This is a genomic window from Paraburkholderia caribensis (assembly GCF_002902945.1).
Taxonomy (GTDB): Bacteria; Pseudomonadota; Gammaproteobacteria; order Burkholderiales; family Burkholderiaceae; genus Paraburkholderia; species Paraburkholderia caribensis.
Window position 1 is genome coordinate 1657140 of the sequence record NZ_CP026101.1, and the last position, 19285, is coordinate 1676424.

20 protein-coding genes are annotated in these 19285 nt (G+C 65.3%); 16 read left to right on the plus strand and 4 right to left on the minus strand.

Annotation, left to right across the window (positions count from 1 at the left end):
- Positions 1-23: 23 nt before the first annotated feature.
- Entirely contained in the window at positions 24-770 is a 747-nt protein-coding gene (locus tag C2L66_RS07395; RefSeq protein ID WP_036005530.1) for a response regulator, read from the plus strand.
- Entirely contained in the window at positions 767-2098 is a 1332-nt protein-coding gene (locus C2L66_RS07400; protein ID WP_060601025.1) for a sensor histidine kinase, read from the plus strand. Before C2L66_RS07395 ends, C2L66_RS07400 begins: the two co-directional genes overlap by 4 nt.
- Here the strand turns inward: C2L66_RS07400 and C2L66_RS07405 are convergent.
- Positions 2088-2984, minus strand: a complete 897-nt coding sequence (locus C2L66_RS07405; protein WP_060601022.1) for a LysR family transcriptional regulator — start codon at positions 2982-2984, stop codon at positions 2088-2090. The two genes, C2L66_RS07400 and C2L66_RS07405, sit on opposite strands and share 11 nt — an antisense overlap.
- Before the next feature lie 96 nt (positions 2985-3080).
- On the opposite strand from C2L66_RS07405, the gene C2L66_RS07410 reads away from it, so the two are divergent.
- The 3 genes from C2L66_RS07410 to C2L66_RS07420 all read left to right on the plus strand — a co-directional run bounded on the left by C2L66_RS07410 (position 3081) and on the right by C2L66_RS07420 (position 4942).
- A complete protein-coding gene (locus tag C2L66_RS07410; RefSeq protein ID WP_060601019.1) occupies positions 3081-3998 on the plus strand; it encodes a nitrilase-related carbon-nitrogen hydrolase in 918 nt (305 codons plus the stop codon).
- A gap of 134 nt (positions 3999-4132) precedes the next feature.
- Positions 4133-4585: an SET domain-containing protein gene (locus tag C2L66_RS07415; RefSeq protein ID WP_054930550.1), complete on the plus strand. Its 453-nt coding sequence runs from the start codon at positions 4133-4135 to the stop codon at positions 4583-4585.
- 105 nt (positions 4586-4690) lie between these two features.
- Positions 4691-4942: a hypothetical protein gene (locus tag C2L66_RS07420; protein ID WP_060601016.1), complete on the plus strand. Its 252-nt coding sequence runs from the start codon at positions 4691-4693 to the stop codon at positions 4940-4942.
- 199 nt (positions 4943-5141) lie between these two features.
- Here C2L66_RS07420 and C2L66_RS07425 read toward each other — a convergent pair whose 3' ends face one another.
- Positions 5142-6590, minus strand: coding sequence for an ATP-binding protein (locus C2L66_RS07425; RefSeq protein WP_060601012.1), 1449 nt, complete (start codon positions 6588-6590; stop codon positions 5142-5144).
- The gene (locus C2L66_RS07430; RefSeq protein WP_054930547.1) at positions 6587-7246 is read right to left on the minus strand and encodes a response regulator; all 660 of its coding nucleotides are present in this window, start codon (positions 7244-7246) and stop codon (positions 6587-6589) included. The genes C2L66_RS07425 and C2L66_RS07430 overlap by 4 nt, the downstream gene beginning before the upstream one ends.
- A 179-nt stretch (positions 7247-7425) precedes the next feature.
- On the opposite strand from C2L66_RS07430, the gene C2L66_RS07435 reads away from it, so the two are divergent.
- From C2L66_RS07435 to C2L66_RS07470, 8 genes are all read left to right on the plus strand, one after another.
- Positions 7426-7965, plus strand: a complete 540-nt coding sequence (locus tag C2L66_RS07435; protein ID WP_054930546.1) for a cytochrome b — start codon at positions 7426-7428, stop codon at positions 7963-7965.
- 202 nt (positions 7966-8167) lie between these two features.
- On the plus strand, positions 8168-8527 hold the full coding sequence (locus C2L66_RS07440; RefSeq protein WP_054930545.1) for a hypothetical protein: 360 nt from the start codon (positions 8168-8170) through the stop codon (positions 8525-8527).
- Between the two features lie 78 nt (positions 8528-8605).
- Positions 8606-9850, plus strand: a complete 1245-nt coding sequence (hpnI, locus tag C2L66_RS07445; protein ID WP_060601010.1) for a bacteriohopanetetrol glucosamine biosynthesis glycosyltransferase HpnI — start codon at positions 8606-8608, stop codon at positions 9848-9850.
- 46 nt (positions 9851-9896) lie between these two features.
- On the plus strand, positions 9897-11321 hold the full coding sequence (gene hpnJ / locus C2L66_RS07450) for a hopanoid biosynthesis associated radical SAM protein HpnJ (RefSeq protein ID WP_060601007.1): 1425 nt from the start codon (positions 9897-9899) through the stop codon (positions 11319-11321).
- Positions 11318-12181 (plus strand): hopanoid biosynthesis-associated protein HpnK, encoded by an 864-nt coding sequence (gene hpnK / locus C2L66_RS07455; RefSeq protein ID WP_060601004.1) that lies wholly within the window; start codon positions 11318-11320, stop codon positions 12179-12181. Before hpnJ ends, hpnK begins: the two co-directional genes overlap by 4 nt.
- On the plus strand, positions 12178-13167 hold the full coding sequence (locus tag C2L66_RS07460; RefSeq protein WP_060601001.1) for a lysylphosphatidylglycerol synthase domain-containing protein: 990 nt from the start codon (positions 12178-12180) through the stop codon (positions 13165-13167). The genes hpnK and C2L66_RS07460 overlap by 4 nt, the downstream gene beginning before the upstream one ends.
- Before the next feature lie 104 nt (positions 13168-13271).
- Entirely contained in the window at positions 13272-13739 is a 468-nt protein-coding gene (locus tag C2L66_RS07465) for a Fur family transcriptional regulator (RefSeq protein ID WP_054930538.1), read from the plus strand.
- 414 nt (positions 13740-14153) lie between these two features.
- On the plus strand, positions 14154-14858 hold the full coding sequence (locus tag C2L66_RS07470; RefSeq protein ID WP_060600999.1) for a carbonic anhydrase: 705 nt from the start codon (positions 14154-14156) through the stop codon (positions 14856-14858).
- Between the two features lie 45 nt (positions 14859-14903).
- Here the strand turns inward: C2L66_RS07470 and C2L66_RS07475 are convergent, their stop codons facing one another.
- Positions 14904-16310 carry an aminotransferase-like domain-containing protein gene (locus tag C2L66_RS07475; protein WP_054930536.1) on the minus strand — a complete coding sequence of 469 codons (1407 nt, stop codon included), beginning with the start codon at positions 16308-16310 and terminating at the stop codon, positions 14904-14906.
- Between the two features lie 794 nt (positions 16311-17104).
- Here C2L66_RS07475 and C2L66_RS40565 point away from each other — a divergent pair.
- From C2L66_RS40565 to C2L66_RS07485, 3 genes are read left to right on the plus strand one after another with little or no spacing between them, the layout of a single operon-like run.
- Positions 17105-17251, plus strand: coding sequence for a hypothetical protein (locus C2L66_RS40565; protein WP_007742629.1), 147 nt, complete (start codon positions 17105-17107; stop codon positions 17249-17251).
- Between the two features lie 49 nt (positions 17252-17300).
- A complete protein-coding gene (locus C2L66_RS07480; RefSeq protein WP_060602685.1) occupies positions 17301-18287 on the plus strand; it encodes an iron-containing redox enzyme family protein in 987 nt (328 codons plus the stop codon).
- Positions 18287-19282: an iron-containing redox enzyme family protein gene (locus C2L66_RS07485; protein ID WP_060602682.1), complete on the plus strand. Its 996-nt coding sequence runs from the start codon at positions 18287-18289 to the stop codon at positions 19280-19282. The genes C2L66_RS07480 and C2L66_RS07485 overlap by 1 nt, the downstream gene beginning before the upstream one ends.
- The last annotated feature ends 3 nt before the right edge of the window (positions 19283-19285 follow it).

A 19285-nucleotide genomic window follows, 5' to 3' on the forward strand; every position in this document is an offset into this window, starting at 1 on the left:
TCTGGCAGGCGAAGGAGCCTTGTGTGGACAAAACGGATCACGTTCTGATCGTTGATGACGACCGCGACATTCGCGAGCTGGTCGGCACGTATCTCACCAGGAATGGCGTGCGCGTGACGCTCGCGTCGGGTGGCCGGCAAATGCGCGCGGCGCTCGCCGACGAGCGGCCCGACCTGATCGTGCTCGATCTGATGCTGCCCGGCGAAAGCGGCCTCGACCTGTGCCGCGAACTGCGCGCGGGTGAATTTCAGACCATCCCGATCCTGATGCTGACGGCGCTGAGCGAGGAGACCGACCGCGTGGTCGGCCTCGAAATGGGCGCTGACGACTATCTGGCGAAACCTTTCGCGGTGCGCGAACTGCTGGCCCGCATCCGCGCGATCCTGCGGCGCGCCCGCATGATGCCGCCCGGCGGCAGCGAGGAGCCGGCGAACGCCGCGCACTTCCTGCGCTTCGGCGACTGGCGGCTCGATACGATCGGCCGCAATCTGATCGACAGCGACGGCACGATGGTCGCGTTGAGCGGCGCCGAATACCGGCTGCTGCGCGTGTTCGTCGACCATCCGCAGCGCGTGCTGACGCGCGACCAGTTGCTGACGCTCACGCAAGGCCGGCAGACGGAGCCGTTCGACCGCTCGATCGATCTGCTGGTGAGCCGCGTGCGCCAGCGTCTGGGCGACGACGCGCGCGAGCCGCGCTACATCAAGACGCTGCGCAACGAAGGTTATGTGTTCTCGTCGCTCGTGACGGCAGAGGACAACGGCGGATGAACGCGGCACTCCCCCGACTGCGCGGCCTGTGGCCGCCGCGCACGCTGTTCGTGCGGCTGTCGCTGATTTTCGTGGCCGGGCTGCTGGCCGCGCAGACGCTGTCGTTCTGGCTGACGATGACCGAGCGCAACGAGGCCACCATGCATGTGATGGTGGGCTACATCGGCCAGGAGGTGACCAGTTCCGTCGCGCTGCTGGACCGTCTGACGCCCGCCGAGCGCGCGGAATGGCTGCCGAAGCTGGCGCGGCGCAGCTATCGTTTCGTGCTCGGTCCGGGCTCGAGCGGCATGCCGCCGGACGCGAAGCTGTCGCAGGAAATCGGCGCGTCGATTGCCCAGGACATCGGCTCGCGCTACAAGGTGACGGCCAACGCCATCCCCGGCGAGAGAGAGCATCTCGAAGTCCATCTGACCTTGAGCGACGGCACGCCGCTCACCATCGACATGCATCCGATGCACGGCATCCCGCTGTCGCCGTGGCTGCCGCTCGTGCTGGTCGCGCAACTGGCGCTGCTCGCGGGCTGCGCATGGCTCGCCGTGCGCCTCGCCACCCGGCCGCTTGAGCGTCTCGCGCGCGCCGCCGACACGCTCGGCCCCGATCTCGCCCCCGCCGCGCTGCCCGAAGACGGCCCGGAAGAGGTGGCGCGCGCGTCGAAAGCCTTCAACGCGATGCAGGCGCGCATCGGCATTTATATGCGCGAGCGGCTGCAAATCCTCGCAGCGATATCGCACGATCTGCAAACGCCCATCACGCGTATGCGGATACGCGCCGATCTGCTCGACGACGAAGCCGAGCGCGCGCGCCTGCAAAAAGATCTGAAGGAAATGGAAGTGCTGGTGCGCGAAGGCGTCGCCTATGCGCGCACGCTGCACGGCGCCGACGAAGCGCCGCGTCGCGTCGATCCCGATGCGCTGATCGAAAGCATGGTCAGCGACTATACGGATGCGGGCGATCCCGTCTCGCTGACGGGGCACATCGGCCAGCCGGTGACGACCCGCCCGCAAGCGCTGCGCCGCATTCTCGGCAACCTGATCGACAACGCGCTGAAGTACTCGGGACACGAAGCGGTGACGGTGGAGGTGAGCGTCGATGCATCGCGCGGACGGCAAGTGTCCGTCGCCGTGCTCGATCGCGGCCCCGGCATTCCGCAAGAACTGCTCGATGCCGTGTTCCAGCCGTTCTATCGCGTCGAAAGCTCGCGCAACCGCGAGACGGGCGGCACGGGACTCGGGCTCGCCATCGCGAAGCAACTGGCGCAGTCGATGAGCGCGACGCTCACCTTGCGCAACCGCGAAGGCGGCGGGCTGGAAGCGCGCCTCACGCTGTGACGGGCGCCGCCGCGCCGTGCTTCGTCGCGGCGCGCACGTAGTCGACGAAGCGCGCCACGACGGGATCGTCGCGTTCCGTCTGCCACGCGAGCCCGACGCGCCATTGCGCGGAGGCGTCCTTCAGGCGCAGCACCTTGGCGTCGCGCAGCAGATGTTCCGCGCGCGACGGCACGAAGGCGACGCCGACACCCGCGGCGACGGCGGCGAGCACCGACTGGAAATCGTCCGCCTGCTGGATGACGCGCGGCACGAAGCCGCGCCCGGCGCACCACGCGTCGATCATGGCCGCCGTCCCTGGCCCCTTGCTGCGCGCCAGCGCGATGAACCCCAACTCGTTGAATTCGTCCAGCTTTGCCGGCAGGCGTTTCCACTTCGCGTGCCGGGGCACCGCGAGCGCCAGCGATTCGTCGATCACCGCGAACGCGGACAGACCCGCGGCGGCAGGCAGGCGCACGAAGCCGACGTCGAGCTTGCCGGCGAACATGCGCCGCGTCTGCTCCGCCGACGACAAGTCGTTCAACGTGACGCCGATCTGCGGATGCTGCGCGCGGTATGCGGCGATCAGCGGCGGCGCGAGCGTGAGCGTGGACAGGCACAGGCCGATGCGCAGGTGGCCGCGCTGTCCGCTGCTCGCCTCGCGGGCGCGGGCGAGCACGTCGTCGGCATCGCGCACGAGCGCTTCGGCATCGGGCAGGAACGTCTCGCCGAATGCCGTCAGCCCCGCGCCGTGACGGCCGCGCTCGAAGAGCCGCCCGCCCAGACTCGCTTCGAGCGCGACGATCTGCTTGCTCAGTGCGGGCTGGCTCAGATGCAACGCTTCAGCGGCGCGGCCGAAATGCCGCAGGTTCGTGACCGTGAGGAAGGCGCGGAGCAGGCGGATTTCCATTCTCTGAAGTTATCGTAGCGATCGGATTATTCATTTTACGTATTGAATGGCAAGCGGTCCAATGACGGCATCCCGTTCATCTTTTCCAGGTCCGCCATGTCTGCCTTGCCCACCGCGACGCTGCGCGTCGCGTCGATTCCGTTCGCCGCGCGGCGCGGCGAGATCGACCATAACGTTGCGCAAGTCGTCGCGCGGATCGAGCGGGCGGCGCACCTACGAGTCGGTCTCGCGGTGTTTCCCGAGGCATGCCTGACGGGCGGCATGGCAGCGCCCGCGCCGGCGGATGCGCGCAGAATGCGTCGCGCGGAGATCGCCGCGCTGGCGGCGAGCGTCGATGGCGCGGGCGTGCAGGCCGTCGCCGATGCCGTCGAACGAACGGGCGTGGCGGCGGGCGTCGGACTGATCGAACGCGCGGCGAACGGCGACCTGTATGGCAGTTACGTCGTCTGTCTGCCGGGCGGCAAGCGGCATGTGCATCGCAAGCTGCAATGCGAGGGTCAGCCGCACATCGCGCGCGGCGACTGCTTCACGGTGTTCGATGCGCAAGCGGGATGGCGGCTTGCCGTGCTGGTCGGCGGCGACAACTATCTGGTGGAGAACGCGCGCATGGCCGCGCTGCTCGGCGCGGCGCTGCTGGTTGCGCCGCATGCGCAGACGGACGCAGCCGGGCAGACGGGCGCATGGATGCGCCGCGCCTTGCCAGCGCGCGCACTCGACAACGGCATGTTCGTCGTCTACAGCGATGCGGCCGACGGCGCGATCGTCGATCCCTGTGGCCGGGTCGTCGCCCAACGCGCATCCGGCGACGAGATGATCGCCGCGGATCTCGATCCCGCGTCGATCGGCGCGAGTCCCGCGCACCGCTGGCTCGAAGCGCGGCGCCCGGACCTGTACGCGCGGCTCGCCCGTGAACCGTATTCAGGCGCGCAGCTTTTCGAGCCGCGCAGCGCGAACGCGCGCGGCGCCGTGGCGGTGAGCGTCGCGGTCGTGAAGCGGGCGCGAGCGCGTTTCTGACGGTTCGCGCATGGGCGCTTGAGCGCTGCGTCTCGATTTCGATGCCTGTGAGAGGACGAACATACGCACATCGATAACAGCGCATTTTTTTCGCGCTCTATACTGAAGCGATCCATCCTCTTCGAAAGCGGGCCATGCGTCGTTTATCAGTCAGGCGGTCGCCGATTCACGGCAAGGGTGTGTTCGCGCTTTGCATGCTCGCGGCAGGCGAACGCATCATCGAATACAAGGGCGAAGTGACGTCATGGCGGCGTGCCGCGCGACGCATCGAACGCAACGGCGACTACGGGCATACGTTCGTGTTCGGTCTGTCGGATGGACGCGTGATCGACGGCAGCGTCGGCGGTAACAGCGCGCGCTGGCTGAACCACGCGTGCCGGGCCAATTGCGAGGCGGTCGAGATCGACGGCCGCGTGTTCATCGAAGCCGCCGTCGATATCCAGCGCGGCGAAGAACTGTTCATCTCGTACGGACTGGCCGTCGACGATCCGCACGACGAGGAAACCCGCAGCCAGTACGTGTGCCGGTGCGGATCGCCTGCGTGCCGCGGCACGATGCTCGCGACGGAAGAAGACGCACTGGCGTGACACGTGATATCGCCGGTTCTGGACGCCGGCGCGCCGGGCAGCGGGTCAGGGGAGGGCTGCCGTCGCGCTGTGATACAGTGCCCGCAGCGTTCCAGAGAGGCGTCCATGACAAACCGACCCCGGAAGACCCTGTATTCCCCGGCACCGACCTTGCCGATGTTGCTGATGGAACTGGAGGCATCGCTGCCTTCGCTGATGATGCAGCCGGCGTCGTTGTCGAGCGCGCTCGCGCGCGTCTGCCGATGCCTCGACCGCGCCGGCGCGCCGATGCGCCAGCGCAAGCCGCGCGCGGCACGGCCCGCCCGCGTGAAAGCGGCGAGCGTCGATACGCCGATGTCGTTGCCGCTCTTTCCCTGATGCACGCGTGAATCTCGCCCGCAACGCGGCGAGCGGGTAGCGCCCTCTCTCTTTTCTTTTCCTTACCGGCGTTCGAGCAGAGCGGGACGCGCAGGCGCGCCTCGTCGCGTGCACGGCCGTCATCGTCGATACCAGCGTTGGAAATGCACCGGCTACGTGAGCGCATCGGGCGCATCGGGCGCATCGGGCGCGGATGCTGTCAGGACGTTCCCGTTGCGCCACGCCCGCCCGGCAAGCCTGGCGAAGCCGGCACGCGCGGAAACGCGATCTGCACGGCCAGCCCGCGCCGTCCGATGCCCGAGCCGATATGAATCTGCGCATTGAAATGCGCGGCAATGCGCGCGACGATCGACAAGCCGAGCCCGCTGCCGTTGCCGCTCGCGGACGCAGACGCGCCGCGAAAGAAGCGGTCGGTGAGACGCAGGCGTTCCTCGTCGGAGACGCCGGGGCCGTTGTCGGAGACCGTCAGCGAGACCGTCTGCACGTCGGCCAGCACGGTGATGTGCACGCGGCCCCCCGGCTCGCCGTACTTGATGGCGTTGTCGAGCAGATTGTCGATCAGCGTGCGGGCCAGCGCGCGGTCCGCATGGACTTCGGCGTCGCGCTCGCCCGACAGCACCACGGCCATCGACTTGTCTTCGGCCTGCGGCGTGCGGAACGCGATTGCCTCGCCGGCCACGTCATGCAGACGGACGGGCGCCGTCACCACCGTGTCGCGCTCGTCGAGCCGCGCGAGCAGCAGCAGTTGCTCGGCAAGATGCGCGCTGCGGTCGACGCCCTGGACCACGCGCCGCATTGCCTGCTGTTGTTGCGCGCTGTCGTGCGCGGCGAGCGCCACCTGTGCCTGGACCTTGATCGCGGCCAGCGGCGTCTTCAGTTCATGCGCGGCGTCGGCCGTGAACGCGCGCTCGCGCAGGATGGACTGCTGTAATCGTGCGAGTAACTGGTTGATCGCGTCGACGAGCGGCCGGACTTCGGCGGGCGACGGATTGACGTAGATCGGCTCGAGATTGCGGCTGTCGCGCATGCGCACGGCCTTCGAGATCGCCGACAGCGGTCTGAAGCTATGGCCCACGCTGAACCAGACGAGCAGCGCGAGCACGGGCAGCGCAAACGCCATCGGCCGCGCGATGCGGCTCGCCACGCCCGACGTCAGGTCGCTGCGCACGTTGGCTGGTTCGAACACCCGTACCGTGCGGCCCGTTGCGCTGTCTTGCAACGCGTAGGCGAGCCACAGCCGGCCGTCGACGGTCATCGCGTGCACGCTTTGCGCGGCTTCCCCGGGCTCGGCGGCGCGATGCAGCGGGGCAAGGCCGGGGCTCGCGACGATCACGCGGCCCGCCGCATCCCGCACCTCGAAAAGCGCATAGCGGGGGCGCGCGTCGGTGTCGTCGTCGAGAGAGGGCGACGCGCGCGAGTACTCGTTGCGCACATCGATACCCGCAACGGCGAGCCGCGCGAGGTTCAGGTCGTCGAGTTGCGCCAGCAGATGCGCGAGCTGGACCAGGCGCGCCCTGTCCCATTCGTCGACTTCGCGCGTCGCGTTGTTGAAGCTCCAGGCGAACATGACCGTCCACACCGCGCCGACGCTGACGAGAATCAGCCACATCAGGCGGCGGCGGATCGATGTCGAGCGCAGCCGCGTCATGTCTTGTCCACGATATAGCCGAAGCCGCGCACCGTGCGGATCACATCGCCGCCGAGCTTCTTGCGCAGGTTCGACACGTGCACTTCGATCGCATTGCTTTCGACTTCCTCCTGCCAGCCATACAGGCTTTCCTCGATCCGGGCGCGCGGCTGCGGCACGCCAGAGTGGGTGAGCAGGTGGATCAGCACGGCCCATTCGCGCGCGGTGAGCTGCACGCGCACGCCGTTTCTCGATACCGTCTGCGCGACGGGATCGACGCTCAGGTCGCGCCACGCGATCACCTCGCTGCCGCGGCCTTGCGAGCGGCGGATCAGCGCGCGGCAGCGCGAGACGAGCTCCGCGAGATCGAACGGCTTGCCGAGATAGTCGTCGGCGCCGGCGTCGAGGCCGCGCACCTTGTCGGCGGCGGTGTCCTTCGCGGTGAGCACGAGCACGGGGATGTGGTTGCCGCGTGCGCGCAGCGACTTCAGCAGTTCCATGCCGGAAAGTTTCGGCAAGCCGAGATCGAGAATCACGAGCAGATAAGGCGTGGTCGCGAGCGCGAGCTGCGCATGCTGGCCGTCGCGGGCCCAGTCGACGGTGAAGGCCGCGTTGCGCAGCGCGACTTCGAGCCCGCTGCCGATCAGGTCGTCGTCTTCCACGAGAAGAATGCGCATGGTGTCGTTGTCCGGCGGGGCCGGGTGTCGGGCATGTCGTATTGCCTGCGAGTCTAGCGCGGATGCGGCATGTATACGTGCGCTTGCCGTCGGTTGAAGGTGTTAAGCATTTCTTCAGGTTCGCGCCGGTAGCATCGCCGCGTGACGCATGCGTCGCGCTACTTCATAAGAGACCGACAATGAATCTCAATGCTTTTGCCCAACGCCCCGCCTATGACGGCGTTGCACGCCTGTTGCACTGGCTGGTCGCGCTGCTCGTCGCCGCGCAGTTCGTGATTGGCTGGACGATGCCCGACGTGCATCGCGATACCTTGCCCAACGGCTTGATCGCGTGGCATCTCGGCGTGGGCGCGGCGATCGTCGCTGCGGTGGCGTGCCGCATCGCGTGGCGCGCGACCCATATGCCGCAGGCCGCGGAATTGTCGCGTGCACTCAGCGTGATTTCATCCACGACGCATGCGCTGCTATACGGGCTGCTGGCCGCCGTGCCGCTGGCGGGATGGGCCAACGCGTCGTCGCGCGGCTGGGCGGTGAAGCTGTTCGGCATGGTTCGCTATCCTGATCTGACTTCGTCCGGTTCGCCGACGGGCCACGCACTCGGCGACGTGCATGGCTGGCTCGCATGGGTCCTGCTGGCGCTGATCGTGTTGCATGTCGGCGGTGCGTTGTTTCATCGCATCGTGCTGAAAGACAACGTGTTGCAGCGGATGCTTCCGTAAGCTGCAAGCAATGTGATGAAAGCTGCGTGAAACGCGCGCCGGGTTCAAGTGCTTAATATTCCCTTCAGACTCCGCTCGCTACCATCGGTGCGACGTGTCCAGCATGGCTGGGCGCGCTCGAATCTGTCGCACCGTCACGCAGGCTTCACATCAGCGAAGTAGCAGCAGCGGGCCGGTGCGCGCCACGTAGGGCTGGCTCGCCATGAAGCACACTACTGTTCAGATGATCCGCGCCCACCTCGTCACGGCATCGGTTGCCGCGACGGCTATCGACGTCTGTGTCGTGAGCCTGCTTTTCTTCTGCAGGTTTCCTCAGACGCTCTTCGAGACGGCGGCGTTCCGCGAACTGACGTTCGGCTTGTTGCTGGCTGCCGTTCTGATTACACGTCATGTGGCGCGCCGGGCATTTCGCGCGGCCGTGAAAAGACGTCATGCGCGTTTCGTCGGACCACGGCGCGATGCCGTTTGCGTTTCGGCAATCTGTCCCGCGCGTGGACTCGTCATCCTTCATCTGCATTTCACAGGCATGCCTTACGTTCCGCTTCAGGCGACGGGATGGTGAGGCCGTTTGCGTCCACGTGGCTGCGCGCGTCGACACGACGGCCAGCCCGCATTCATTTCAGCAGGAGCGATCGATACCATGCAGGGCACGCTGTTACGTATTGACTGGTTGGCGATGATGCTCGTGTATGGCGCAGCGCTGTATGCCGTCGCGGCGGTGCTGGCCTCGCTCGTGTCGGTGTCGCGCGCCGCCGCGCGCGAACGGCGTTCGTTCCCCGCGCGTGCGCCGGTTCCCGTCAGCGTTCTCAAGCCGCTGTGCGGCGCGGAGCCACGCCTCTTCGACAACCTCGCAACCTTCTGTGAGCAGACGCATCCGTGCTTCGAGTTGGTCTGCGGCGTATCGCGCGCGGACGATTCCGCCATCGCGATCGTCCATCGCCTGCAGGCTGCGTATCCGCATTGCCGGATTTCGCTCGTCGTCGATCCGCGCGTGCACGGCACGAATCTGAAGGTGAGCAACCTGATCAACCTCGCGCAATGGGCGGCCCATGACGTGTTCGTGATCGCCGACAGCGATATCGCCGTCGAAGCGGATTATCTGGAGCGCGTCTGCGCGCCGCTCGCCGATCCGCTGGTCGGCGTCGTGACGTGCCTGTATCGCGCGAAAGGCATTGCCGGATTCTGGTCGCGCGTGGGCGCGCAATTCATCAACGAATGGTTCGTGCCGTCGGTGCGGATCGCGCACGCGTTCGGCTCGACGCGCTTCGGCTTCGGCGCGACGCTCGCACTGCGGCGCTCGACGCTGGCGGGCATTGGCGGTTTCGAGCGGCTGCGCAACACGCTTGCCGACGACTACTGGCTGGCCGGTCATGTGCGCGAGTCGAATCTGCGAACGGTGTTGTCGCCCGTGGTCGTCGAGACGGATGTGACGGAACGCACGCTCGCCGCGCTGTGGGATCGCGAGACGCGCTGGCTGCGCACGATCCGCTCGGTGAACCGCGCGGGCTTCGCATTGCTGTTCGTGACCTTCACGCTGCCGTGGATGGTCTGCGGCGCGTGGCTCGCGTTCGCGTTGCATCGCGCGAGCGTGCATCCCGCCATGTCGATCGCGCTCGTCGTCGCGGCCGTGACGGGCGTGTCGGCGCGCGTCATCCTGCATGCGATGATGGGCGGCGAGCGACGCCTGTTCGTGCGCGATCTCGCGCTGATGCCCGTGCGCGACGCATTGCTGTTGGCGCAATGGATGACAGGGGCGTTCGGCTCGACGGTGGTGTGGCGCGGCGTGCGCGTGCCCGTCGAAGCCACGGACAACGCCACTGACAACGCAACGACAGTTTTTCGGACCGAACCGGCCAGCGCGCTCGAAGTATCCGACGGACGCTGAGCGTTTCGCGAACGCCCGGCTCAACTACAACTCGTGGAAAGCGAATATGAAGAAGACGTTATTTTTGCAGGCGCCGTCGTATGACGGTTTCGATGGCGGCGCGGGGTCGCGTTATCAGGCAAAGCGCGAGATCCGCTCGTTCTGGTATCCGACGTGGCTCGCGCAGCCGGCCGCGCTCGTGCCGGGCAGCCGCGTGCTCGACGCGCCCGCCGACGGTCTTTCCGTCGAAGCGTCGCTCGCGATCGCGCAGGAATACGAACTTGTCGTCATCCACACGAGCACGCCGTCGTTTCCGACCGACGCGCTATTCGCCGGGCAGCTGAAAGAACGCGCGCCGAACGTGTTGATCGGCATGGTCGGCGCCAAGGTCGCCGTCGATCCGCATAACTCGCTGACGGCGAGCGAGGCCATCGATTTCGTCTGCCGCGAAGAGTTCGATTTCACCTGCAAGGAGATCGCCGAAGGCCTGCCGTTGTCGCAGATCAAGGGCCTGAGCTACCGCGCCGCGGATGGCTCCGTCGAGCACAACGAAGCGCGCCCGATCCTCGAGAACATGGACGAGTTGCCCTTCGTCGCGCCTGTTTATCAGCGCGATCTGAAGATCGAGAACTACTTCATCGGCTATCTGAAGCATCCGTATGTGTCGATCTACACCGGGCGCGGCTGCCGCTCGCGCTGCACGTTCTGCCTGTGGCCGCAGACGGTGGGCGGGCATCGCTACCGCACGCGCTCCGTCGAGAACGTGCTCGAAGAAGTGAAGTGGATTCGCGACAACATGCCCGAAGTGAAGGAGATCATGTTCGACGACGACACGTTCACCGACTTCAAGCCGCGCGTCGAGGAGATCGCGCGCGGTCTCGGCAAGCTCGGCGTCACGTGGTCGTGCAATGCGAAGGCGAACGTGCCGTACGCGACGCTGAAGATCATGAAAGAGAACGGCCTGCGTCTGCTGCTGGTCGGCTACGAATCGGGCGACGACCAGATTCTGCTGAACATCAAGAAGGGCCTGCGCACCGACATCGCGCGACGCTTCTCTGAAGACTGCCGCAAGCTGGGCATCAAGATTCACGGCACCTTCATACTCGGCTTGCCCGGCGAAACCAAAGAGACGATCCACAAGACCATCGAGTACGCGAAGGAAATCAATCCGCACACCATTCAGGTGTCGCTCGCCGCGCCGTATCCCGGCACCACGCTCTACAAGCAGGCCGTCGAAAACGGCTGGCTCGAAGAGAACAAGGTGATCAATCTCGTGAGCGCGGAGGGCGTGCAACTGGCGGCGATCGGTTATCCGCATCTGTCGCGCGAAGAGATCTATCACCATCTCGAACAGTTCTACCGGCAGTTCTATTTCCGTCCGTCGAAGATCTGGGAGATCGTGCGCGAGATGCTGCTAAGCTGGGAAATGATGAAGCGGCGCCTGCGTGAAGGCGTCGAGTTCTTCCGTTTCCTCCGGGCGCACGAGGCATGACGCGACAGTCGACGCAGCATTCGATAAACGCACCGCGACGCGCGCTGATCGTGACGGCCGACGACTTCGGTCTGCATGTGCGGATCAACGAAGCCGTCGAGCGCGCGCATCTGCATGGCGTCCTGACGTCGGCGAGCCTGATGGTGTCCGCGCCCGCCGCGGCGGATGCCGTGCGCCGCGCGCAGCGTTATCCGAGCTTGCGCGTCGGTTTGCATCTCGTGCTGGCGGACGGCGTCCCCATGCTCGCCACGCATCTGGTTCCCGCGCTCGTCGACAGACATGGGCGGCTCGGCCAACGGATGGTGCGCAACGGCTTTCGCTTTTTCCTCCTTCCCGAAGTGCGGCGCCAGTTGAAGGCGGAAATCCGCGCGCAGTTTCAGGCCTTCGCACGCACGGGACTCCCGCTCGATCACGTCGACACGCACAAGCACTTTCATCTGCATCCGACGGTGCTCTCGCTGATTATCGAAGTCGGTAGCGAATATGGGCTGAAGGCGATGCGGCTGCCGTACGAGCCGGGTGCGCCTGCGTGGATCAGGCCGTGGATCGCACGCGTGCGCAAGCAGCTGGATAATGCAGGCATTGCACACAACGACTACGTGATTGGCATGTCGCAGACAGGGCATCTGGACGAGGCGGCGCTGCTCGCCGCGCTGGCACGGCTGCCGGAAGGCGTCGGCGAGATTTATTGTCATCCCGCCGTGGGCGGCGAGGGCGCGATTACACCGACGATGCAGACGTACCGGCACAGCGACGAACTCGATGCACTGCTGTCCGCACGCGTTGCGTCGGCGATCGCCGCGAGCGGGGCGATCACGGGCGGTTTCGCCGACGTGTTCGCGCAGCCGTCATACCTATGATCAAGTGGCTCAAATGGCTGGGATTGCCCGCCGGCATCGCGGTGCTGATCGCATTGGCGTTGCACGGCGGCATCGACGATGTGCTGCACGCGATCCGTTCGGCAGGCTTCGCGCTGCTGTGGCTCGTGCCGCTGCATGCGCTGCCGTTGCTGCTCGATGCGCAGGCGTGGCGGCTGCTGCTCGGCAGAAGCGCGTCGCTCGCGTATCTGTGGTGGGTCGCGACCGTGCGCGAGGCGGTGAGCAGGCTGCTGCCCGTCGCGAGCATCGGCGGCGAGTTCGTCGGCGTGAGGCTCGCGCGCTGGAAAATCGAATCGACAGGCTCGGTGTGCGCGTCGGTGATCGTCGAGGTGCTGGTGACGCTCGCCGTCCAGTATGTGTTCGCCGCGCTCGGGCTCGTGCTGATCGTTGCGCAGACGGGCCACGACGGTGTGCTCGCGACCGTCGGCGCGGCGTTGCTGCTGTCGTTGCCGCTGCCCGTCGTCATGTTCGTGCTGCTCAGGCGCGGCGGACTGTTTCACGCGATCGAGCGCTGGTCCGCGCGTCTGCCGATGAGCGCGCACTGGAACGTCGAGCGCATCGGCGGCGCGCAGCTCGATGCCGCGATCGATGCGTTGCTGCGTGAGCCGCGCCTGCTGCTGCGCGCGTTTGTCTGGCAGTTTGCGGGCTATCTGCTCGGCGCGTCGGAGGTGTACGTCGCGCTGTGGATGCTCGGGCATCCCGTTTCGATTGGCGGCGCGATCGCCGTCGAAGCGCTCACGCAGGCGGCGCGCCATGCGGCGTTCTTCGTGCCGTCGGGGCTGGGCGTGCAGGAGGCTGTCGTGGTGCTGCTCGCGCGAATGTTCGGCGTCGACGAGCAGACGGCGCTGTCGCTTGCGCTCGTCAAGCGGATGCGCGAAGTGCTGTTCGGCTGTACGGCGCTGGCATCGTGGCAGGCGGCCGAGCTCGTGCGCAACCGGGGCGCCGGTGTCGCGCGACCCTTGCGTTGAGTCCTTGCCGAATGCGAATCGCAATCAACTAGGTTCCGGAAATATTCATGCCGATGTCGTAGGCTGAAAGCCGGTTCCCTCGATTCGATCCAGAACGGCTGCGCATGCCGCCCTTGTCAACGTCTCTGACCCGAACGCTCGACGCGCTCAAGCGAGCCGGCCTGCTAGGCACGGCTGCGCAGGTCGCCGTGCTCGACTATCTGCAACGCACGGAGCATGGCCATTTCAGCGCGGAAGAAATTCACCGCCGCATCGCTGCAGGCGGCGAACGAATGAACCTGTCGACCACCTATCGCGTGCTCAGTCAGCTGGTGGAGGCGGGCTTCGTCGCGAACGTGCCGCTCGGCAAACATCACAGCCTCTACGAGCTGAACTCCGGCAAGGCGCACGATCATCTCGTGTGCGTGGTGTGCGGGCGCGTCGAAGAGTTCTCCGACCCGAAGATCAATCGCCGGCGCGTTGCGATCGCCAAGCAGTTCGGCTTGCGCATTGTCGGCAAGACCCTGGCGTTGCACGGGGTGTGCGCGGATTGCGCAGCGCGTGCGCATCCGCCGAGACTGCGTGCGAAGTGAGGACGGGACGGCGGGATATACGCGCCGCGCCCGTTTGTGCACGCTGGAAAGGAGTGTTTCCGCGCGGCCCGTTAATCCGCGCCGTGCGAACCGCTAAAGTGACGTTTGTGCGCGGTGGTTCCCTTCGCGCGCGAGAGAGCTTCCCCCGGTCGCCGCACCCGGCGTCCGGGGTTTTTTTCGATTGCTCCGTTTTTTTGACGCGGGTAACGTGAGCTTGCCTCTTGAGAACAGGCGAGCTTTTGTAGAGCCCCGCGCCGCTCCGATCACGTCCGGCCGGGGCTTCTTTTATGATGCCTCTCTTTGCGCGTTTCGTTCGCGCGCCGTGGCCCATGCGGCTATGACTGCCCGCTGACGCATTCCCGTCGTACACTTCCTGATCGATGATCCAGCTGCGCTGCGAAGGGGAACAGCTTCATGTCGGACGATATGCTCAACACCAGACGGCTTCGCGACCCGGCGAAGTCGGACCTGCTGCACCTGCTGGACGGCGTCGAGCAGTTCAGCGACGAAGTGTTTCCCGCCACCCAGGCGCTATTCGAAAGTCTTGCGCAAGGTCAGGCGCCGCACACGCTGTTCATCACCTGCGCCGACTCGCGCGTTTCGCCGGAAATGATTACGCAAACGCATCCGGGCGAGCTGTTCGTGTGCCGCAATATCGGTAATATCGTCCCGGCTTACGGCGAAATGCTGGGTGGCGTGTCGGCCGTCGTCGAATACGCGGTGCTGGCGCTGAACGTGCGGCAGATCGTCGTATGCGGACATAGCGACTGCGGCGCGATGCGCGGCCTCGCGGGCACCGCGCCCATGACAGCGGAAGACATGCCGACCGTCAACGCGTGGCTACGCAATGCGGAGACGGCGCGCAGCGTCGTGCAGGCGCGCAAGGTGGACAGCGATCATGTCGTGCAGGCGCTCGTCGAAGAAAACATCCGGCTGCAACTGATGCATCTGCGCACGCATCCATCCGTCGCCGGGCGGCTCGCGCAGAAGCGCCTCGATGTCCAGGGGTGGGTGTACGACATCGGGCATGGGCGTATTTCGGTGTTCAACGAGGACGACGACCGCTTCGAAAGCCTTGGCGAAGCGCGCACGCGGATTCAGCGGGAGCAGGGTAGCTGATCGCGCGCGGCGCGGCGCGGCTGTCTGGCTTCAATCGCCCATCGTTCAATCGCCCATCGCCGCCGCGCGCCGCAAGAATCCCAGCGCCCGATCGTTGTCGAGATACGCGGTATTGAACCGGACCCACGGTGTCATCTCGCCGTGCGGCCGGTAATAGCTGCCCGGCTGCACCGTGATGCCGGCGCGGGCGGCCTCGGCGACGAACACATCCGAATTCGGCACACCCGGCACGCGCGCCCACACCAGCGTACCGCCGCAGGGCTCGTCGAACACCTGCCAGCCGACGCCATTGAGCAATTCCACTGCGGTCGAAATGGCGCCATTCACGCGCCGCCGCAGCCGTTCCAGATGCTTGCGATACGTGCCGCGCTCGAGCAGCGCGGCCACGACGCGCTCGCTAAAGCGCGTGCCGCCCAGGCTGGTGAGCGCCTTCACTTCGACGAAGTGCTTGACCAACCCGGCTTCGGCGGCGATATAGCCGAGCCGCAGCGACGACGACAGGCTCTTCGAGAACCCGCCGATATACACCACACGCGTCAGCCGGTCGAGCGACGCGAGACGCTGCGTGGGAATCGCCTGGAAATCCGCGTAGACGTCGTCCTCGACGATCATGAAGTCGTGCTCCTGTGCGAGCTGCAGCAACCGGAAACCGACATGCGGCGCGACGTTGGTGCCCGTCGGATTGTGAAAGACCGTGTTGATGAAAAAGAGCTTCGGCCGGTGTTCCCTCAGCAGCGCCTCGACGGCCTCGACATCCGGCCCGCTCGACAGGCGCGGCACGCCGACCAGCTCGATACCCTGCAGCTTGAGCAGCCCGAACAGGTTGAAGTAGCCGGGATCTTCGACGAACACGGTGTCACCCGGCTTGAGCAGCATCCGCACGACGAGGTCGAGCGCCTCGCTCGCGCTGTTGGTCACCATGATGTTCTGCGGCTCCGCCGCCACGCCGACGAACGCCAGGCGCTGTTCGATCTGCAGTCGCAACACCGGGTCGCCCTGCGGAATCGCGTAGTCGATCAGACTGCGCGCGTCCGTGCGGGACGCCTGGCGGATCGCCTGCGCAATGCCTTCGACGTCGCGCCATGCCTCGGGAATGAAACCGATCGACAGGTTCAGCACCTCGTCGGGCCGCTCGAACTGCCGCAGGATCTGGTCGGATTCGGGCGTCGCGCGGATCGCGTCGAGCCCGCGCGTGGCGCGCGGCGCTTTTTCGAACTGTTCGGCGACGTAATAGCCGGAACCGTGCTTGGGCTGCAGCAGGCCGCGCGTGGCCAGCCGGTCGTAGGCCTCGATGACGGGAAAGCGGCTGATGTTGTGTTCCGCCGCGAACTTGCGGATAGACGGCAGGCGCATGCCGACGCGCAGTTCGCGCGACAGGATCAGCGCTTCGACCTGACCGACGATCTGTTCCGTCAGCGGGGTAGCCGTTGCGACGTCGAGGGTGATCTTCATTCGCCTCCCTGTCGACCAGAGCGGGCGCGCTAGCACCTTACTTTGGTCCCATCAAGATGATTGCTCTGAAAGTGTTCATGCGAGTTTGCCGAACACTTCACGCAAATTGATCGAAAGTGTTCATTCCAGTTATCGCAGTTTACCGGAACAATAGGCCCAACGAGTTAGTTTGTTTGCATGAATTTTCGAGGGAAATGATCAGTAAATCATCGGGTTAGCGCAATTCGACGAATTCCTCGAACAGTGGTCGAAACGAACGAACACTTTATCTGATTCCGCAAAAACGGAACTGTACGAACAGAATTTCCGAGGCCGTGCAAAAAAGATGCGGTCCAGCAGAACCTGAGAGAAAGCAGAACCTGAGAGAAACAACCAAAGGCGGCCAATAACGAGAATCCGGCTGGACCGCCCAGACCTACAACGACCTCCCGGTGCGCTCCCTGTTATGGGGGCGCCCGTTTTTCGTCGAAAGCGTCTGGCTGCGGCGGGAGTCCGACACTCGGGCACGCATTCGGTAACGGCGCGCGGCTGCGATCGGCGGCAGCGGGCCGGCAAATAACACATACGTCTGACTGCGCCGCTGCGGCCCGGAAGCCGCGCCCGGCGTCAGATCCACGGCGGAAAACGGGGCTACAAGTTAAGCCTGTTGCGCTCATCGGCCTGCCGCCATTGGCGAGGCGATGCTGCCCGCCACACGGCTTTGGGTTTTTGGCTCCGGGTGTGAAAGAACTGGCCACGGTGGTGGACAGCTTGTTAAGCAGTGCAGAGTTAACGCCAACCCCAAGGAGATTGAGATGACGACCCAAGTGCAGGTTCAGCAAGCGCAGCCGCAACAACAATCGCAGGCGCAGTCGCAAACGGACAGGCAAGACGACAAGAAAATCACGGTCGTGGTCAAGCCGCGCAAGGCGCGTCCCGTCCTGATCCCGGTTCACCTGTAATGCAAGCGCCGGCACCGTTGCGTGCCGGCCACGAATGGAGGCCGTCGCGATGGACGACATTTTTGAACCACAGGCGTTCGTGCTGGCGGGAAAGTGTCTCAGCACGTCGCCCTCGCTCGTCATCGAAGACGACGAGCATCAATATGAATTTCCGGCGTCCGTCGAGGGTGAAGACGCGGCGTCGCTCATCAGCGCGCTGCGCGCCGGCGTCAAGGCGGAGGAGGTGATCGCCCGCTATACGCCATACGAACAGCAAGTGTTCGACCGTCTGAAGGAACTGCAACTGGTGCGCGCGGTGAAGCCCGCGCTGGCGCGCAGCGGCCTCGACGTGTTGCTCGAACTCGAAGATCTCGCCAACGACCTGCTGTATCGCACGCTCTATACGAACGTATTCTGGGAGAAGTGCGCGTCCGCGAGCACGGGCGCCGACATTCCCCTTAACGTGATCCACGGAATGATCGTGGAGAACTACCATTTCCTGTTCCGCGAAAGCTATTTCGACGCGCCTGTTCTGTCGTATGTCGCCAATACGGGCGTGCGGCTCTCGATGAACGAGTTCTACGCGGAAGAGTACGGGCACGACGAACTGTTGCTCAAGGCGCTGAACACGCTCGGCGTCACGCGTGAGGATCTCGCGCGCACGGTGCCGCTGCCGCAAACCATGGCGTTGTGTAACGCGCTTGCCTTCTGGGCCCATAGCGACCCGCTGTTCTTCTTTTCGACGCTCGGCATTCTCGAAGGCAAGGACATCAAGCAGGATTCCTTCCTCGACGCCGCGTATCGGATCGGCGTCGACCCCGCGCTGCTCAGGCCCGTGAAAGCGCATTCCGATATCAACCTGAACGGCGGCCACGGCAGCCTCACGCGCAAGATCTTCTCGCGCATTCCTGCCATCGCGGATGCGGACGTGCGGCGCATGCGCGCGCAAACGCATCTGTTCATCGAACTGTACGACCAGTTCTATACGGGCATCTGGGAACATTATTCGACGTCCCCGGCGCTGCTGCGCACACTCGACGTCGACGGGGAGGCATGATGCAGGCCACGACCGCAGCAGATCTTTTCGCCGCGCCGCGCTTTCGTCCCGGCGTGCAGCTGATCGAGGAGCACCACGGCCTGACGCTCGACTATCGCGAGCAATCGTGTTCCGTCGTCGCCGACAGCCACGGCGCGCTCAAGGCGTTCGTCGATTCTCTACGGCGCGGCGACACGTCGATTCCCGAACTGAAGCGCCGCCATCCGGAGCTTGCGTCCGAAGTCGACGGGCTGCTGGAGGAGTTTGACAGGCTCGGCCTGTTGACCGAGAGCGCGTTTCCCGAGCCTCGAGGCTGTCTGTCAGGCGAGGAGTTCTATCACCGGCTCAGAAAGTTCGCCGCCGAAACCATCGAGGCGAATTCGACATCGCGTCTGTATCAAGGCCTCTGCGATCGCACGTTGCCGAAGAGCGCGCTGATCGGCTATGCGCTCGAATACTTCTATATCGTGCGCGAGGCGCCGGGTCTGATCGCGCCGGCGCTTGCCCATGCCGAGCCCGTCAAGGTGCAGAAGCTGCTGCAGGGCTTTCTCGCCTCGGAACTGAATCACGACGACATGCTGCGGCAGTCGCTGCAAGCCGTCTCTATCCGCACCGACAATCTCGACTATCTGGTGCCGCTGCCCGCCACGTTCGCTTTGTGCGCATCGTTGGGCGTGTATGCGCGCCAGCATCCGTTGAGCTTCAAGTCGCTGCTGTTCCTGTTCGAGCAGCCGAGCGCGAGCTTTCATCTCGAGCTGGCGAACTATTGTCGCGAGACGGGCATTCCGGAAGGCTTCTGGCGTCCGATCGCCCGTCACGCGACGATCAACGACGAGTTCGACCACGAAGACATTTCGCTGAGTCTGCTTGCCGAAATCGAGGCGATCTCGCCTGAAGAGCAGATGACGGTCAGGAAGCACGTGATGCTCGCTATCGAAACCATGGTGCTGCAGGAGAACCAGATTCTCGATTTCTACGGCCGCCAGCCCGTCGCCAAACCGCGCATCTTTGCCTGAGAG

What these genes read in the sequence shown, in the direction of transcription:
- C2L66_RS07400 (WP_060601025.1), top strand. Translation starts at nt 767, where the DNA reads ATGAACGCGGCACTCCCCCGACTGCGCGGCCTGTGGCCGCCGCGCACG.
- C2L66_RS07405 (WP_060601022.1), bottom strand. Translation starts at nt 2,984, where the DNA reads ATGGAAATCCGCCTGCTCCGCGCCTTCCTCACGGTCACGAACCTGCGG.
- C2L66_RS07410 (WP_060601019.1), top strand. Translation starts at nt 3,081, where the DNA reads ATGTCTGCCTTGCCCACCGCGACGCTGCGCGTCGCGTCGATTCCGTTC.
- C2L66_RS07415 (WP_054930550.1), top strand. Translation starts at nt 4,133, where the DNA reads ATGCGTCGTTTATCAGTCAGGCGGTCGCCGATTCACGGCAAGGGTGTG.
- C2L66_RS07420 (WP_060601016.1), top strand. Translation starts at nt 4,691, where the DNA reads ATGACAAACCGACCCCGGAAGACCCTGTATTCCCCGGCACCGACCTTG.
- C2L66_RS07425 (WP_060601012.1), bottom strand. Translation starts at nt 6,590, where the DNA reads ATGACGCGGCTGCGCTCGACATCGATCCGCCGCCGCCTGATGTGGCTG.
- C2L66_RS07430 (WP_054930547.1), bottom strand. Translation starts at nt 7,246, where the DNA reads ATGCGCATTCTTCTCGTGGAAGACGACGACCTGATCGGCAGCGGGCTC.
- C2L66_RS07435 (WP_054930546.1), top strand. Translation starts at nt 7,426, where the DNA reads ATGAATCTCAATGCTTTTGCCCAACGCCCCGCCTATGACGGCGTTGCA.
- C2L66_RS07440 (WP_054930545.1), top strand. Translation starts at nt 8,168, where the DNA reads ATGAAGCACACTACTGTTCAGATGATCCGCGCCCACCTCGTCACGGCA.
- hpnI (WP_060601010.1), top strand. Translation starts at nt 8,606, where the DNA reads ATGCAGGGCACGCTGTTACGTATTGACTGGTTGGCGATGATGCTCGTG.
- hpnJ (WP_060601007.1), top strand. Translation starts at nt 9,897, where the DNA reads ATGAAGAAGACGTTATTTTTGCAGGCGCCGTCGTATGACGGTTTCGAT.
- hpnK (WP_060601004.1), top strand. Translation starts at nt 11,318, where the DNA reads ATGACGCGACAGTCGACGCAGCATTCGATAAACGCACCGCGACGCGCG.
- C2L66_RS07460 (WP_060601001.1), top strand. Translation starts at nt 12,178, where the DNA reads ATGATCAAGTGGCTCAAATGGCTGGGATTGCCCGCCGGCATCGCGGTG.
- C2L66_RS07465 (WP_054930538.1), top strand. Translation starts at nt 13,272, where the DNA reads ATGCCGCCCTTGTCAACGTCTCTGACCCGAACGCTCGACGCGCTCAAG.
- C2L66_RS07470 (WP_060600999.1), top strand. Translation starts at nt 14,154, where the DNA reads ATGTCGGACGATATGCTCAACACCAGACGGCTTCGCGACCCGGCGAAG.
- C2L66_RS07475 (WP_054930536.1), bottom strand. Translation starts at nt 16,310, where the DNA reads ATGAAGATCACCCTCGACGTCGCAACGGCTACCCCGCTGACGGAACAG.
- C2L66_RS40565 (WP_007742629.1), top strand. Translation starts at nt 17,105, where the DNA reads ATGACGACCCAAGTGCAGGTTCAGCAAGCGCAGCCGCAACAACAATCG.
- C2L66_RS07480 (WP_060602685.1), top strand. Translation starts at nt 17,301, where the DNA reads ATGGACGACATTTTTGAACCACAGGCGTTCGTGCTGGCGGGAAAGTGT.
- C2L66_RS07485 (WP_060602682.1), top strand. Translation starts at nt 18,287, where the DNA reads ATGCAGGCCACGACCGCAGCAGATCTTTTCGCCGCGCCGCGCTTTCGT.